The organism is Streptococcus sp. UMB1203 (genome assembly GCF_030217725.1).
Lineage (GTDB): Bacteria > Bacillota > Bacilli > Lactobacillales > Streptococcaceae > Streptococcus.
Genome location: NZ_JASOOK010000016.1, coordinates 1 through 14,512 on the forward strand (window position 1 = coordinate 1; position 14,512 = coordinate 14,512).

At 40.6% G+C, this 14,512-nt stretch carries 28 protein-coding genes; all 28 read right to left on the bottom strand.

Translation table 11 applies throughout. From position 1 onward, the window contains the following. Positions 1-278 precede the first annotated feature (278 nt). The 28 genes from rplQ to rplC all read right to left on the bottom strand — a co-directional run bounded on the left by rplQ (position 279) and on the right by rplC (position 14,464). Positions 279-665 carry a 50S ribosomal protein L17 gene (gene rplQ / locus QP439_RS05390; protein ID WP_000331493.1) on the bottom strand — a complete coding sequence of 129 codons (387 nt, stop codon included), beginning with the start codon at positions 663-665 and terminating at the stop codon, positions 279-281. A gap of 11 nt (positions 666-676) precedes the next feature. Further along, on the bottom strand, positions 677-1,612 hold the full coding sequence (locus tag QP439_RS05395; protein ID WP_000568988.1) for a DNA-directed RNA polymerase subunit alpha: 936 nt from the start codon (positions 1,610-1,612) through the stop codon (positions 677-679). Positions 1,613-1,654: 42 nt separating this feature from the next. Then, positions 1,655-2,038 (bottom strand): 30S ribosomal protein S11, encoded by a 384-nt coding sequence (gene rpsK, locus QP439_RS05400; protein ID WP_001118385.1) that lies wholly within the window; start codon positions 2,036-2,038, stop codon positions 1,655-1,657. Between the two features lie 17 nt (positions 2,039-2,055). Beyond that, on the bottom strand, positions 2,056-2,421 hold the full coding sequence (gene rpsM / locus QP439_RS05405; protein ID WP_000090781.1) for a 30S ribosomal protein S13: 366 nt from the start codon (positions 2,419-2,421) through the stop codon (positions 2,056-2,058). 17 nt (positions 2,422-2,438) lie between these two features. Next, entirely contained in the window at positions 2,439-2,555 is a 117-nt protein-coding gene (rpmJ, locus tag QP439_RS05410; protein WP_001808836.1) for a 50S ribosomal protein L36, read from the bottom strand. Positions 2,556-2,579: 24 nt separating this feature from the next. Beyond that, on the bottom strand, positions 2,580-2,798 hold the full coding sequence (infA, locus tag QP439_RS05415) for a translation initiation factor IF-1 (protein ID WP_001029883.1): 219 nt from the start codon (positions 2,796-2,798) through the stop codon (positions 2,580-2,582). A gap of 116 nt (positions 2,799-2,914) precedes the next feature. After that, on the bottom strand, positions 2,915-3,553 hold the full coding sequence (locus QP439_RS05420; protein ID WP_001050436.1) for an adenylate kinase: 639 nt from the start codon (positions 3,551-3,553) through the stop codon (positions 2,915-2,917). Positions 3,554-3,702: 149 nt separating this feature from the next. Continuing rightward, the gene (gene secY / locus QP439_RS05425; RefSeq protein ID WP_000465403.1) at positions 3,703-5,013 is read right to left on the bottom strand and encodes a preprotein translocase subunit SecY; all 1,311 of its coding nucleotides are present in this window, start codon (positions 5,011-5,013) and stop codon (positions 3,703-3,705) included. A gap of 12 nt (positions 5,014-5,025) precedes the next feature. Next, positions 5,026-5,466 carry a 50S ribosomal protein L15 gene (rplO, locus tag QP439_RS05430; protein ID WP_000766087.1) on the bottom strand — a complete coding sequence of 147 codons (441 nt, stop codon included), beginning with the start codon at positions 5,464-5,466 and terminating at the stop codon, positions 5,026-5,028. Between the two features lie 144 nt (positions 5,467-5,610). After that, positions 5,611-5,793 carry a 50S ribosomal protein L30 gene (rpmD, locus tag QP439_RS05435; RefSeq protein WP_000057241.1) on the bottom strand — a complete coding sequence of 61 codons (183 nt, stop codon included), beginning with the start codon at positions 5,791-5,793 and terminating at the stop codon, positions 5,611-5,613. A gap of 13 nt (positions 5,794-5,806) precedes the next feature. Next, the gene (gene rpsE / locus QP439_RS05440) at positions 5,807-6,301 is read right to left on the bottom strand and encodes a 30S ribosomal protein S5 (protein ID WP_000874202.1); all 495 of its coding nucleotides are present in this window, start codon (positions 6,299-6,301) and stop codon (positions 5,807-5,809) included. Positions 6,302-6,318: 17 nt separating this feature from the next. Further along, the gene (gene rplR, locus QP439_RS05445; protein WP_000624044.1) at positions 6,319-6,675 is read right to left on the bottom strand and encodes a 50S ribosomal protein L18; all 357 of its coding nucleotides are present in this window, start codon (positions 6,673-6,675) and stop codon (positions 6,319-6,321) included. Between the two features lie 83 nt (positions 6,676-6,758). Further along, the gene (rplF, locus tag QP439_RS05450) at positions 6,759-7,295 is read right to left on the bottom strand and encodes a 50S ribosomal protein L6 (RefSeq protein WP_000086626.1); all 537 of its coding nucleotides are present in this window, start codon (positions 7,293-7,295) and stop codon (positions 6,759-6,761) included. A gap of 192 nt (positions 7,296-7,487) precedes the next feature. Beyond that, positions 7,488-7,886 (bottom strand): 30S ribosomal protein S8, encoded by a 399-nt coding sequence (rpsH, locus tag QP439_RS05455; protein ID WP_000245504.1) that lies wholly within the window; start codon positions 7,884-7,886, stop codon positions 7,488-7,490. 284 nt (positions 7,887-8,170) lie between these two features. Further along, positions 8,171-8,356 (bottom strand): type Z 30S ribosomal protein S14, encoded by a 186-nt coding sequence (locus QP439_RS05460; RefSeq protein WP_001085697.1) that lies wholly within the window; start codon positions 8,354-8,356, stop codon positions 8,171-8,173. A 17-nt stretch (positions 8,357-8,373) separates the two neighbouring features. Then, positions 8,374-8,916, bottom strand: a complete 543-nt coding sequence (rplE, locus tag QP439_RS05465) for a 50S ribosomal protein L5 (protein WP_000013542.1) — start codon at positions 8,914-8,916, stop codon at positions 8,374-8,376. Between the two features lie 23 nt (positions 8,917-8,939). Further along, positions 8,940-9,245: a 50S ribosomal protein L24 gene (gene rplX, locus QP439_RS05470; RefSeq protein ID WP_000497691.1), complete on the bottom strand. Its 306-nt coding sequence runs from the start codon at positions 9,243-9,245 to the stop codon at positions 8,940-8,942. 78 nt (positions 9,246-9,323) lie between these two features. After that, positions 9,324-9,692: a 50S ribosomal protein L14 gene (gene rplN, locus QP439_RS05475; protein WP_000616545.1), complete on the bottom strand. Its 369-nt coding sequence runs from the start codon at positions 9,690-9,692 to the stop codon at positions 9,324-9,326. 25 nt (positions 9,693-9,717) lie between these two features. Beyond that, positions 9,718-9,978 carry a 30S ribosomal protein S17 gene (gene rpsQ, locus QP439_RS05480; RefSeq protein ID WP_000440801.1) on the bottom strand — a complete coding sequence of 87 codons (261 nt, stop codon included), beginning with the start codon at positions 9,976-9,978 and terminating at the stop codon, positions 9,718-9,720. Positions 9,979-10,002: 24 nt separating this feature from the next. Then, positions 10,003-10,209, bottom strand: a complete 207-nt coding sequence (gene rpmC, locus QP439_RS05485; RefSeq protein ID WP_000772918.1) for a 50S ribosomal protein L29 — start codon at positions 10,207-10,209, stop codon at positions 10,003-10,005. Between the two features lie 9 nt (positions 10,210-10,218). After that, positions 10,219-10,632, bottom strand: a complete 414-nt coding sequence (gene rplP, locus QP439_RS05490) for a 50S ribosomal protein L16 (protein ID WP_000960946.1) — start codon at positions 10,630-10,632, stop codon at positions 10,219-10,221. Positions 10,633-10,635: 3 nt separating this feature from the next. Continuing rightward, entirely contained in the window at positions 10,636-11,289 is a 654-nt protein-coding gene (gene rpsC / locus QP439_RS05495) for a 30S ribosomal protein S3 (protein ID WP_000529936.1), read from the bottom strand. Positions 11,290-11,301: 12 nt separating this feature from the next. Then, positions 11,302-11,646: a 50S ribosomal protein L22 gene (gene rplV / locus QP439_RS05500; protein ID WP_000818137.1), complete on the bottom strand. Its 345-nt coding sequence runs from the start codon at positions 11,644-11,646 to the stop codon at positions 11,302-11,304. An 11-nt stretch (positions 11,647-11,657) separates the two neighbouring features. Then, positions 11,658-11,939 carry a 30S ribosomal protein S19 gene (gene rpsS, locus QP439_RS05505; RefSeq protein ID WP_000533766.1) on the bottom strand — a complete coding sequence of 94 codons (282 nt, stop codon included), beginning with the start codon at positions 11,937-11,939 and terminating at the stop codon, positions 11,658-11,660. Between the two features lie 103 nt (positions 11,940-12,042). Then, positions 12,043-12,876, bottom strand: coding sequence for a 50S ribosomal protein L2 (gene rplB, locus QP439_RS05510; protein WP_000512911.1), 834 nt, complete (start codon positions 12,874-12,876; stop codon positions 12,043-12,045). Positions 12,877-12,893: 17 nt separating this feature from the next. Next, on the bottom strand, positions 12,894-13,190 hold the full coding sequence (locus tag QP439_RS05515; RefSeq protein WP_001055347.1) for a 50S ribosomal protein L23: 297 nt from the start codon (positions 13,188-13,190) through the stop codon (positions 12,894-12,896). Then, positions 13,190-13,813: a 50S ribosomal protein L4 gene (gene rplD / locus QP439_RS05520; protein WP_000024549.1), complete on the bottom strand. Its 624-nt coding sequence runs from the start codon at positions 13,811-13,813 to the stop codon at positions 13,190-13,192. Before rplD ends, QP439_RS05515 begins: the two co-directional genes overlap by 1 nt. A 24-nt stretch (positions 13,814-13,837) precedes the next feature. After that, the gene (rplC, locus tag QP439_RS05525) at positions 13,838-14,464 is read right to left on the bottom strand and encodes a 50S ribosomal protein L3 (protein ID WP_000160197.1); all 627 of its coding nucleotides are present in this window, start codon (positions 14,462-14,464) and stop codon (positions 13,838-13,840) included. Between the last annotated feature and the right edge of the window lie 48 nt (positions 14,465-14,512).

A 14,512-nucleotide genomic window follows, 5' to 3' on the forward strand; every position in this document is an offset into this window, starting at 1 on the left:
AAGGACGAAATTTGTCCTTTCTCGGTTTTAGCTTTTATTCAACCCACTACAGTTGACAAAGAGCCTCTTTTCAAATAGTATAGCATAATTCTAACTAAAATACTCAAAAACGCCTGCTTACGAAGTTGTTCTTAAGAAAAAAACAATTTCGTAAACAAGCGTCTACTATCCCAACTTATGATGAGTGTTCCCGCTAGGACCGAAATCCTAGCGGTAGACCAGAGCTAGACTAAGAGCACAAGACTCCATCATCATAACACTCAACAAAATTGATGATTTTATACTAATTCGATGATCGCCATTGGCGCTGCATCACCACGACGTGGTTCAGTTTTAAGGATACGAGTGTATCCACCGTTACGTTCAGCATAACGAGGTGCGATTTCTGAGAACAATTTTTGAAGTGCTGTAGTAGAAGTGTACTTATCAGTTGCTTCATCATAGTTTTCAGATGCGATTTCATTACGTACGAAAGCAGCTGCTTGACGACGTGCATGCAAATCACCACGTTTACCTAGAGTAATCATTTTTTCAACAGTTTTACGGATTTCTTTAGCACGAGCTTCAGTTGTCACGATTGATTCGTTGATCAAAAGGTCAGTGGTCAAATCGCGAAGCATTGCTTTACGTTGTGAGCTAGTGCGTCCTAGTTTACGGTAAGCCATTTATTCCTCCTTTATTTATCTTTTAATCCAAGACCCAAATCAATGAGTTTGAGTTTCACTTCTTCCAAACTCTTGCGTCCAAGATTTCGTACTTTCATCATCTCTGCTTCAGATTTTTCTGTCAAATCATGCACAGTATTGATACCGGCACGTTTCAAACAGTTGTATGAACGCACAGACAAGTCCAGTTCCTCAATCGTACGATCCAAAATACGGTCGTCAGATTCAGTATCAGCTTCTTTCATCACTTCAGTTGACTTAGCAATCTCAGTAAGATTTGTAAACAAATCAAGATGTTCTGTCAAAATACGTGCTGAAAGCCCTAAAGCATCTTCTGGAATAATTGTTCCATTTGTCAAGATTTCAAGGGTTAATTTGTCAAATCCATCATTGCTACCTACACGAGCAGGTTCCACTTGATAGTTGACTTTTGTAACTGGTGTATAAATAGAATCTACAGCAAGTGTTCCAACTGGTGCATTATCCTTTTTATTTTCATCGGCAGGTACATATCCACGACCACTGTTAACAGTCATAGTCGCTTTTAGAGAAGAACCTTCACCGATTGTAAAGAGATAATGATCTGGATTTACAATTTCAATATCGCTATCTGTCAAAATGTCACCAGCTGTTACTTCAGCAGGACCTTCAACATCTAGTTCGATGATTTTTTCGTCTTCAACGTACGATTTCACTGCAATTCCTTTAATGTTCAGAATGATTTGCATCACGTCTTCACGAACACCTGGAACTGTGTCAAACTCATGCAACACACCATCAATATTGATAGATGTCACAGCTGCTCCTGGTAGAGAAGCTAGAAGTACACGACGAAGAGAGTTACCAAGAGTTGTACCGTAGCCACGTTCAAGTGGTTCGATTACAAACTTGCCATAATCTTTATTTTCATCAATTTTTGTTATATTTGGTTTTTCAAACTCGATCATTTAGTTACTCCCTCTTAAACGAAAAGCAGTGTAATGCGATGATTATACACGGCGACGTTTTGGAGGACGAGCACCATTGTGTGGCACTGGAGTCACATCACGAATTGCTGTTACTTCAAGACCAGCGGCAGCAAGCGCACGAATAGCTGACTCACGACCAGAACCTGGACCTTTTACAGTAACTTCAACTGATTTAAGACCGTGTTCTTGTGCAGATTTAGCAGCAGCTTCAGAAGCCATTTGAGCAGCGAATGGTGTAGATTTACGAGAACCTTTGAAACCAAGAGCACCAGCTGATGACCAAGCAATTGCATTACCATGCACATCAGTAATCATAACAATAGTGTTATTAAATGTAGCGTGAATATGAGCAATACCAGATTCGATATTCTTTTTCACACGACGTTTACGTGTTGGTTTAGCCAAGACTTTTACCTCCTATATTATTTTTTCTTACCAGCAATCGCAACAGCTTTACCTTTACGAGTGCGAGCGTTGTTTTTAGTGTTTTGTCCACGGACAGGAAGTCCACGACGGTGACGGATACCACGGTATGAACCGATTTCCATCAAACGTTTGATGTTCAAGTTTACTTCACGACGAAGGTCACCTTCAACTTTGATTGCATCCACTTCACGACGGATAGCATCTTCTTGATCTGATGTAAGATCACGTACACGAACATCTTCTGAGATTCCAGCAGCAGCTAAAATTTTCTTAGATGTTGCAAGTCCGATACCATAAACATAAGTCAATGAGATTACTACGCGTTTGTCATTTGGAATGTCAACTCCAGCAATACGAGCCATGTTTTCTCCTTTCTATCTTATCCTTGACGTTGTTTGTGTTTTGGATTTGCTGGGCAAATTACCATAACACGACCATTACGACGAATAACTTTACAGTATTCGCAAATTGGTTTGACCGATGGTCTTACTTTCATTTCTTATCCCTCCAAGTTTTTCGATTATTTAAAGCGGTAAGTGATACGTCCACGTGTCAAGTCATATGGACTCATTTCGACAGTAACACGATCTCCCGCTAAAATACGAATATAGTTTTTACGAATTTTACCAGAAACTGTTGCTAAAATCTGATGTCCATTTTCAAGTTCAACCGTAAACATTGCATTCGGCATTGTATCAACTACTTTGCCTTCAACTTCAATCACATCGTCTTTTGCCACGCAAAAGCACCTCCATAAATTTCGATTCGATGCCTCTAGACACAGAGACAACAATTATAAGTCAGACTATCTCAGTATAACATTTGTAGCGGATTTTTGCAAGTGTGAAAAACGCTTTATTTTAAATTTGTCAATACTTTTTCGATATCTGAGAAGACATCATTGATATCTTGATTACCTTCGATGTCATGAACCAAACCTTTGGCACGGTAGTGAGCAATGATTGGTTCCCCTTGAGCAATATTAACGTCCAAACGACGTTTTACTGTCTCAGGCTTATCATCTTCACGTTGGTAGTAATCTTCTTCTTTATAGTCAACTGGTGGGTTAAAGACCTTGTGGAAAGTTTCTCCAGTTACGCGGTGGATGATACGGCCACTCAAACGTTCCAAGAGGCTGTCTGGATTCACTTCGATGTTGATAACACCTTCTAGTTCGATGCCAAGTTCAGCCAATGTTTTGTCCAAGGCATGAGCTTGTTCGATTGTACGTGGGTAACCATCCAATAAGAATCCTGTTTCTTTAATATCATCTTGTGAAAGACGTTCTTTTACGATTCCATTTGTAACTTCATCAGGAACTAATTCACCCTTGTCAATATATGACTTAGCAAGAACACCCATTTCAGTTTGATTTGCCATAGCAGCACGGAACATATCACCTGTTGAGATATGTGCAACATGGAATTGTTCTACGATTTTTGCTGCTTGAGTTCCCTTACCTGCACCAGGTAAGCCCATAATCAAAAGATTCATGATTTGATCTCCTTATTTTATTTTTAAATAGAAGCAAAAAGTCTTTTCACCCCTATTTAAAAACAAAATAGAAGAGGGGAGACCAAACTCTCACAAATGTTAGAGTTAAACCTCCACTCCCTCAGTAATTACTGATTCAGTAATTACTTTTATTCTGTTCTGTCCATGAAACCAACATACTTACGTTTCAATAGGTAGCCTTCCAATTGTTTGATTCCTTCAATACCTGTAGAGATAATGATCAAAAGACTGGTTCCTCCAAAAGCAACTGCTTCTGAAAGTCCGAAAACATCTTTTGCTACGATCGGTAAAATAGAAATCACACCAAGGAAGAGAGAACCAACAGTTGCAAGACGACGAAGAAGTTTAGACATATATTCTTCTGTACCTTTACCAGGACGAACTCCATGGATATAAGCACCGCTCTTTTGTAAGTTTTCTGCCGCTTTTTCAGGATTAATCTGTACAAACGTATAGAAGAATGTAAAGAGAATAATCAATAAAGCATACATGGCAATACCAGTTGGTGAAGTTGTTGCCAGCATTTCTTGTGCTGTTCTTACCCAAGCCCAATCATGACCTGTAGCGCTCAAAAACTGAAGAATAGCCGCAGGCGCTGCAGTAATCGAACTTGCAAAGATAACGGGGATAACTCCAGCAGGGTTTACCTTCAAAGGAAGGTAAGAGCTAGATGGAGCACCTTGTGCAACCTTAGTATATTGGATTGGAATTTTGTATTCTGCTTGTTGAACATAAGTTGTAAAATAAATGATCAACAATACAGTAATAATCAAAATGATTACGAAAATGATAGATGAGTTGATACGGCTACTTGGGACGTTCACAAAGTAGTCCACATAGATGCCCTGAATCATCTCTGGAATTGATGCAACAATCCCGGCAAAGATAATCATAGAAACACCATTTCCGTATCCCTTATCTGTAATTTGCTCTCCCAACCAAGTCACAATCATACTACCAGCTGTTAAGATGATACCAATCATGATAAAGACTTGTGGAGTAAGAGCTGTTTTCAACAATTGAGCTCCAGCCAAAGTATTAAAACCAGCTGTAATTCCGATAGATTGCACAAAAGCTAGAACAAGAGCAATATAACGAGTAGCTTGATTTAATTTTCTTCGACCTACTTCCCCTTGTTTACCCCACTCTACAAACTTTGGTAAAATATCCATTTGCAAGAGTTGGACAACGATAGAGGCCGTAATGTAGGGACTAACACCAAGAGCAAAAACTGAGAAGTTTTTCATGGCATTCCCTGAGACCAAGCTCAACATGTTTAAGAAGGATAATCCACTTAAAGCATTCAAGCTATTGGCATTCACACCAGGAACTGTAATGCTAGTTCCGATACGAAAGACCAAAACGATAAAAATTGTAAATAAAATTTTTGATCGAACCTGCTTGACTTTAAGAGCTTCTCTTAATAATTTAAAAAACATAGGTCACCTCTCTTAGATGACTTCTACTGAACCACCTTTAGCAGTGATAGCTTCTTCAGCTGATTTAGAGAATTTAGCTGCTTTCACAGTCAATTTCTTAGTCAACTCACCGTTACCAAGAATTTTAATACCTGATTTTTCAGCTTTAACAATTCCTGCTTCGATAAGAACAACTGGAGTAACTTCAGCACCATCTTCAAAGACGTTCAATTGGTCAAGGTTCACAATTGCGTATTCTTTAGCGTTGATGTTAGTGAATCCACGTTTTGGAAGACGACGGAACAATGGAGTTTGTCCACCTTCAAAACCAAGGCGAACTCCGCCACCGCTACGAGCTTTTTGACCTTTTTGACCACGACCAGATGTTTTACCGTTACCTGATGAAGTACCACGACCAACGCGGTTACGTACTTTACGAGAACCTTCTGCAGGTTTCAATTCATGAAGTTTCATTTTTATTTTCTCCTCTTTTGTAAAATGCTAGCGCCGATAAGGGAGAAAAGGTTGTCTCCCCCATCAACTCGCCTATACGACGTCATCATAGATGACTATATCTAGTTTTAGGGGATGGTATACTGCACATCCCCTAAAAATTCATTAGTTTACTTCTTCAACTGTTACCAAGTGAGATACTGCTGTGATCATACCACGGATAGCAGCGTTATCTTCTTTAATAACAGAGCTGTTCAATTTGCCAAGTCCAAGTGCTACAACAGTTTTACGTTGTGATGGAATGCGTCCGATTGGAGACTTAGTCAAAGTAATTTTAATTTGAGCCATTTTATCCCCTTTCTTATGCCAAATCAGAAACTGAAATACCACGAAGGGCAGCAACTTCTTCAGCGCGTTTCAATTGTTTCAAACCTTCAACAGTTGCACGAACAATGTTGATTGGAGTGTTAGAACCAAGTGATTTAGATGTAATATCTGCCACACCTGCCAATTCCACAACGGCACGAACTGCACCACCAGCGGCAACTCCAGAACCTTCTACAGCAGGTTTCAACAATACTTTAGCTCCACCGAATTCTGAAAGAACTTCGTGTGGAATTGTTGTTCCAACCATAGGAACTTCGATCAAGTTTTTCTTAGCATCGTCTACTGCTTTACGGATTGCTTCTGGAACTTCTTGAGCTTTACCAGTACCAAATCCTACGCGACCGTTGTGGTCACCAACAACAACAAGAGCTGCAAAACGAAGACGACGTCCACCTTTAACAACTTTTGTAACACGGTTGACAGCAACTACGCGTTCTTCTAATTCAACTGCATTGTCTTTAAATGCCATTTTCTAGTGTCCTCCTATTAGAATTTCAATCCGTTTTCACGAGCTGCATCAGCCAAAGCTTTCACACGTCCGTGATATAGATATCCACCGCGGTCGAACACCACTTCTGAAATACCTTTAGCGTTTGCACGTTCTGCAACGAGTTTACCGACAGCAACGGCTTGTTCAGTTTTAGTTCCTTTTGAAACTTCTTTGTCAAGAGTTGAAGCACTTGCGAGCGTTACACCCGCTACGTCATCAATCACTTGAGCGTAGATGCCTGTATTAGAACGGAATACGTTCAAACGTGGGCGATCAGCAGTTCCAGAGAGTTTTCCGCGAACGCGACGGTGGCGTTTTTGGCGGAGTTTGTTTTTATCTGGTTTTGAAATCACAGTTTTCACCTCTTTAGTTTTAAATCGTGTGCTATGCACAAAGTTGGAAAATAGGTTGGTGGTTGAGAATCAACCACTCAACATTATTTACCTGTTTTACCTTCTTTACGGCGAACGAATTCACCAACGTAACGGATACCTTTACCTTTATATGGTTCTGGTGAACGAAGGCTACGTACGTAAGCAGCTGTTTGACCAACTACTTCTTTTGAAATTCCGCTAACAACGATTGTTGTTGGGTTTGGAAGTTCAAAAGTAATTCCTTCTGGAGCTTCAACTTCATCCGGATGAGATTTACCAACAGCCAGAACAAGTTTAGATCCTTGAAGTTGTGCACGGTAACCAACCCCGCGCATTTCAAGTTCTTTCTTGAATCCTTCTGATACACCAACAACCATGTTGTTCAAAAGGGCACGAGTAGTTCCGTGGATAGTTTTCATTTCTTTTGAATCGTTTGGACGGTGAAGAGTTACTTCTGTACCTTCCACACGGATTTCAATATCTTTTGAGAACTCACGAGTAAGTTCTCCTTTAGGTCCTTTTACAGTTACAACGTTGTCATTGTTAGTGATTTCAACACCAGCAGGCAACACGATAACTTTATTACCAATACGTGACATGTTTATTTTCTCCTGTTAAATTGTCAGGCCATAATGGCCAGTTTTCACGGGGTTAAAGATACTTATTGAGTTCAATAGCTAAATTGAACACGCTCTAAGAACTGTGCAAAATAGATAAGTTGGCTTGTTTGTAAACAAACTTCTCCAACTTCCTAATTTTGCTTTGTTCTTTACGAGCTTTGTATCTTGATTTTACCAAACGTAAGCGATAACTTCTCCACCAACATTCTTTTGGCGTGCTTCTTTATCAGTAAGCAAACCTTCAGAAGTTGAAAGGATAGCAATTCCAAGTCCGTTAAGAACTTTTGGAAGGTCTTCACGTTTTTTGTAGACACGAAGTCCTGGTTTAGAAACACGTTTCAAGTTAGTGATAACTTTTTCACCGTTTGGTCCGTATTTAAGGAATACACGGATGATGCCTTGTTTGTCATCTTCGATGATTTCAACGTTTTTTACAAAACCTTCGCGTTTAAGGATTTCAGCAATCCCTTTTTTGATGTTTGATGCAGGTACTTCAAGTACTTCGTGTTTAGCTTGGTTAGCGTTACGAATACGAGTTAGGAAGTCTGCGATTGGGTCAGTCATAACCATTTTGTTTTTCTCCTCTTACTAGTAGTTTGCAAGTTGCACTTGCTAGTTAATACATGATACAAAGAGCGTAACAGCAAGAGCAAAAATAGGCAATTTGATACAGGAGCGATGCTCCAAAGAAAATTGGTCTGTTTTGCCAAAGCTGTAGCTCGTGTTCAAATTGGCAAGTCCAACTGAACCCGGGCTAAACTCTGTGTGAAAAAGATAAACTTTCCTAGAAACTTCAGTTTCTTCGTCAAGTTTCCTATTTTCACTTAGAGTTTTGACGCCCTTGATATCTTAAATTACCAAGATGCTTTTGTTACACCAGGAATTTGTCCTTTGTAAGCTAATTCACGGAAGCAAACACGGCAAAGTTTAAATTTGCGGTAAACTGAATGTGGACGACCACATTTTTCACAACGAGTATAAGCTTGAGTAGAGAACTTCGCTGGACGTTTGTTCTTAGCAATCATTGATTTTTTAGCCATTAGATTTACCTCCTATATTATTTTGCAAAAGGCATTCCAAGGCCTGTAAGCAATGCACGTGACTCTTCGTCAGTGTTAGCAGTTGTTACGATAACGATGTCAAGACCACGAGTTTTGTCAACGTCATCGAAGTTGATTTCTGGGAAGATCAATTGTTCTTTCACACCAAGTGTGTAGTTTCCGCGTCCATCAAATGATTTTGTTGGAACACCGTGGAAGTCACGTACACGTGGAAGTGAAACTGAAACCAATTTATCCAAGAATTCGTACATACGTTCACCACGAAGGGTAACTTTTGCACCGATCGCAACACCTTCACGAAGACGGAAGCCGGCGATTGATTTTTTAGCTTTAGTGATAAGTGGTTTTTGACCTGAGATAAGTGCCAATTCTTCAGCAGCTTTTTCAAGGCTTTTAGCGTTTGATACAGCTTCACCAACACCCATGTTCAAAACGATCTTATCTACTTTAGGCACAGCCATCACTGATGAGTAGTTGAATTGTTCTGTCAAAGCAGGAACTACTTCATTAAGATATTTTTCTTTTAAACGATTTGCCATTATACTTCTCCTTTCCTTCGTGATTAATCAAGCACTTCGCCTGATTTTTTGTTGTAGCGAACTTTTTTACCGTCTACAAATTTGTAACCAACACGACCAGCTACACCATTTTTGTCCAAAACTTGAACGTTTGATACGTGGATAGCTGCTTCTTTTTCGATGATACCACCTTGAGGAAGCTCGTTAGTTGGACGTTGGTGTTTCTTAACGATGTTAACACCTTCAACGATAACTTTGTTTACTTTTGGAAGGGCAGTAAGGACAACAGCTTCTGTTCCCTTATCTTTACCAGCGATTACGCGAACTTTGTCGCCTTTTTTTACAAACATTAGGTTTCTCCTTGATTTTTCTTACGCCCATAAGGGCACCCTGGAGGTAAATCCAGGGGACTAGTTTGTTTCTAAAAATTAAAGTACTTCTGGAGCAAGTGACACGATCTTCATGAAGCCACCTTCACGCAATTCACGTGCAACTGGGCCAAAGATACGTGTTCCGCGAGGAGTTTTGTCTTCACGGATGATAACTGCTGCGTTTTCGTCAAATTTGATGTATGAACCATCAGCACGACGAGCACCTGATTTAGTACGAACGATAACTGCTTTAACAACGTCACCTTTTTTAACCGCACCACCAGGAGTAGCTTGTTTTACAGATGCCACGATAACATCACCGATGTTTGCAAATTTACGTCCTGAACCACCAAGAACTTTGATAGTCAAGATTTCACGAGCACCGCTGTTGTCTGCGACTTTCAAACGAGTTTCTGTTTGAATCATTTCAGTTTTCTCCTTTCAGGTTTGATTAGATGATGACCGCTTCTTCAACAACTTCTACAAGACGGAAACGTTTTGTAGCTGAAAGCGGGCGAGTTTCCATGATACGTACGATATCGCCTTCTTTGGCAACATTGTTTTCATCATGAGCTTTGTATTTTTTAGAGTAGTTAATACGTTTACCATAGACTGGGTGGTTACGTTTTGTTTCAACTACAACTGTGATTGTCTTGTCCATTTTGTCAGATACAACACGTCCAACAAGAACTTTACGATTATTGCGTTCCATTGAAATTTCTCCTTCCCTAGTCTATTATTTCGCTTCAGATTGAACTGTTTTGATACGAGCGATTTGTTTTTTAACTTCTTTCAAGCGAGCTGTTTGTTCCAATTGACCAGTAGCAGCTTGGAAACGAAGTTCAAACAATTCTTTTTTCAATTCGTTTTCGCGCTTCGCGAGTTCTTCTTGAGAAAGACCACGAAGTTCTTTAACAAATTCTTTTACTTCATTAAGTTTCATGCCTTCTCCTTATTCTGCTTCACGTTTTACGAATTTACATTTAACTGGCAATTTGTGGCTAGCAAGACGAAGCGCTTCGCGTGCAATCTCTTCAGATACACCAGCAATTTCGAACATCACTTTACCACGTTTAACTGGTGCTACCCAACCTTCAGGTGCCCCTTTACCAGATCCCATACGCACACCGATAGCTTTAGCAGTGTATGATTTGTGTGGGAAGATTTTAATCCAAACTTTACCACCACGTTTCATGTAACGAGTCATGGCGATACGAGCAGCTTCGATTTGGCGGTTAGTGATCCAGTGGCTAGTTGTAGCTTGAAGACCGTATTCACCAAATGCTACTTCTTTTCCACCTTTTGCTTCACCGCGCATTTTTCCACGGAATTCACGACGGTGTTTAACACGTTTAGGTACTAACATTGGTTATTTACCTCCTTTAGTGTTTTTGCGAGCTGGAAGAACTTCACCACGGTAGATCCATACTTTAACACCAAGTTTACCGTATGTAGTATCTGCTTCTTCCCAAGCGTAATCGATATCTGCACGAAGTGTGTGAAGTGGAACAGTTCCTTCAGAGTATCCTTCAGCACGGGCGATATCTGCACCGTTCAAACGACCTGATACTTGAGTTTTGATTCCTTTTGCTCCAGCACGCATTGCACGTTGGATTGCTTGTTTTTGTGCACGACGGAAAGCAACACGTTGCTCCAATTGACGAGCAATTCCTTCACCTACAAGGTGAGCATCCAAATCAGGTTGTTTGATTTCGATGATGTTGATGTGTACTTGTTTTCCAGTCAATTTGTTAAGTTTCGCACGGAGTGCATCAACGTTAGCACCACCTTTACCGATAACCATACCTGGTTTAGCAGTGTGAAGTGAAACGTTAACTTTGTTTACTGCGCGTTCGATTTCGATAGTTGAAACCGCTGCGTCAGCAAGTTCTTTTTGAACGAATTTACGGATTGCAAGATCTTCATGAAGGTAATCCGCGTATTCTTTTTCAGCATACCATTTGGCATCCCAATCACGGATGATGCCGACACGCATACCAATTGGATGTACTTTTTGACCCACGATTTTACCTCCTTATTTTTCTGCAACAGCTACAGTGATGTGAGCTGTACGTTTGTTGATTGGTGAAGCTGAACCTTTCGCACGTGGACGGAAACGTTTCATAGTTGGTCCTTCGTTTGCGAATGCTTCAGATACTACCAAGTTAGCTTTATCCAAACCAAAGTTGTTTTCAGCGTTAGCTACAGCTGAGTTCAAAACTTTCAAGATGATTTCAGCGGCTTTGTTTGGAGTGAATGTCAAGATTGCGATTGCATCGGCTACGCTTTTACCACGGATGTTATCAAGAACAAGACGTGATTTACGAGGTGAAACACGTACTGTACGAGCCATTGCTTTAGCTGAAGTAATTTCTGCCATTTATGTTCTCCTTATTTTCTACGTGTTTTCTTGTCGTCTGCAGCGTGACCTTTGTAAGTACGAGTCGGTGCAAATTCACCAAGTTTGTGACCTACCATGTCTTCTTGGATGTAAACAGGTACGTGTTTACGTCCGTCATAAACTGCAATAGTGTAACCAATGAAACTTGGGAAGATCGTTGAACGACGTGACCAAGTTTTAATAACTTTTTTCTTTTCGTCGTTAGCTTGAGCTTCAACTTTTTTCATCAAATGCTCATCGACGAAAGGTCCTTTTTTAAGACTGCGTCCCATTTTTATATTTTCTCCTTTAAATGTTGTACCACAGCGGCTTGCGCTCCTATGGAGCGCTACCGAGCTGGCGGATTTACTAGTTGCTTAAGCGACTAGTTTAATATTATTTCTCGTTGCGACGACGAACGATAAGTTTGTCAGATTTCGCTTTCTTGTTACGAGTTTTAAGACCAAGAGCAGGTTTGCCCCATGGAGTAGATGGTGCTTTACGACCAACTGGTGCTTTACCTTCACCACCACCGTGTGGGTGATCGTTAGGGTTCATTACAGAACCACGAACTGTTGGGCGGATACCTTTCCAACGGCTACGTCCTGCTTTACCAAGGTTTACAAGTCCGTGTTGTTCGTTTCCGACAACACCAACTGTAGCACGGCAAGTTCCAAGAATCATACGAACTTCACCTGATTGAAGACGAACAAGAACGTATTTACCTTCAGAACCCAATACTTGAGCAGATGCACCAGCAGCACGTACCAATTCACCACCACGACCAGGTTTCAACTCGATGTTGTGGATCAAAGTACCAACTGGGATGTTAGCAAGTGGAAGAGCGTTTCCGACTTTGATATCTGCTTCTGGACCTGAAACGATACGTTGACCTACTTCAAGACCTTTTGGAGCGATGATGTATGCTTTCACACCGTCAGTGTAGTGTACAAGAGCGATGTTTGCAGAACGGTTTGGATCGTACTCGATTGTTTTAACAACTGCTTCAACGTTGTCTTTGTTACGTTTGAAGTCAACCAAACGGTAGAAACGTTTGTGTCCACCACCTTGGTGACGAACTGTGATACGACCGTTGTTGTTACGACCAGCCTTGCTCTTCAATGCAACAAGCAATGATTTTTCAGGAGTGCTTGTTGTGATTTCAGCGAAATCCAAAGAAGTCATATTACGGCGACCGTTTGTTGTTGGTTTATAAACACGAATTCCCACGATATTTCCTCCTTAGATTATTCAGCTTCAGCAGCAAACAACTCGATTGCTTTAGAATCAGCTGTAAGTGTGATGATAGCTTTTTTAGTTTTGTTAGTAAAACCAGTGTAACGTCCAACACGTTTAGCTTTTGGTTTTACGTTGATTGTGTTAACATTTGCAACTTTAACACCTTCGAAAGCAGCTTCAACAGCTTGCTTGATCAAAAGTTTGTGTGCACGAGTGTCAACTTCAAATACATATTTTCCTGCTTCAAGTTGAGCCATTGAGCTTTCAGTGATTACAGGTTTTTTGATAACATCATACAAATTCATTATGCAAGAACCTCCTCGATTTTAGAGATAGCTGCTTGAGTAACAAGAAGTTTGTCACTATTTGCGATGTCAAGAACACTTGCAGTTGTAGCAGTCGCAACTTTCACGTTTGGAAGGTTACGAGCTGAGAGAGCTGCGAATTCGTTTCCTTCTTCAAGAATAACAAGGACTTTAGAATCGATGCTCAAAGCTGCAAGAACTTTTGCAAATTCAGCAGTTTTTGGAGCTGTAAATTCAAGAGAATCAACGGCTACAAATTTATTTTCAGCAACTTTTTCTGAGTAAACAGATTTAAGCGCAAGGCGACGAACTTTTTGAGGAAGTTTGTACGCATAGCTACGTGGAGTTGGTCCGAAGACGATTCCACCACCACGCCATTGTGGAGAGCGGATAGAACCTTGACGAGCACGTCCAGTTCCTTTTTGACGCCATGGTTTGCGTCCGCCACCTGAAACAGCTGAGCGGTTTTTAACTGCGTGAGTTCCTTGACGAAGGCTAGCACGTTGGCTGATGATCACATCAAACACAACAGATTGGTTTGGTTCGATACCAAAGATTGCATCGTTAAGAACAACTTCGCCAGCTTGTTTACCAGTTTGGTCGAATAATGTTACATTTGCCATTTTGACTGTATTCCCCTTTCCTTATTATTTACCAGCTTTAACTGCTGACTTGATAGTGATAAGAGATTTCTTAGCACCTGGTACGTTACCTTTGATAAGGATAACGTTCTTTTCTGGAACAACTTGTACAACTTCAAGGTTTTGAATTGTTACGCGGTCACCACCCATACGTCCTGCAAGGTTTTTACCTTTGAATACGCGGTTAGGTGCAACAGGTCCCATAGAACCTGGACGACGGTGGTAACGAGAACCGTGAGCCATTGGTCCACGTGATTGTCCGTGGCGCTTGATAACACCTTGGAAACCTTTACCTTTAGAAGTACCAGTTACGTCAACAACGTCTCCAGCTGCGAATGTTTCAACTGTGATTTCAGCACCAACTTCCAAGCCTTCAACGTTTTTGAATTCACGAATGAAGCGCTTAGGAGCCGTGTTAGCTTTCGCTACATGTCCTTTAGCAGGTTTGTTGCTCAATACTTCGCGTTTGTCATCAAAACCAACTTGGATAGCGTTGTATCCGTCTGTTTCAACAGTTTTAACTTGAAGAACAACGTTTGGAGTTGCTTCAATAACTGTTACAGGGATCAATTCGCCAGCTTCAGTGAAGATTTGAGTCATTCCCACTTTTTTCCCTAAGATTCCTTTTGTCATGAGAAAATAGTTCCTTTTCTATATTTTTATTCAAAAAGTTTTTAACGA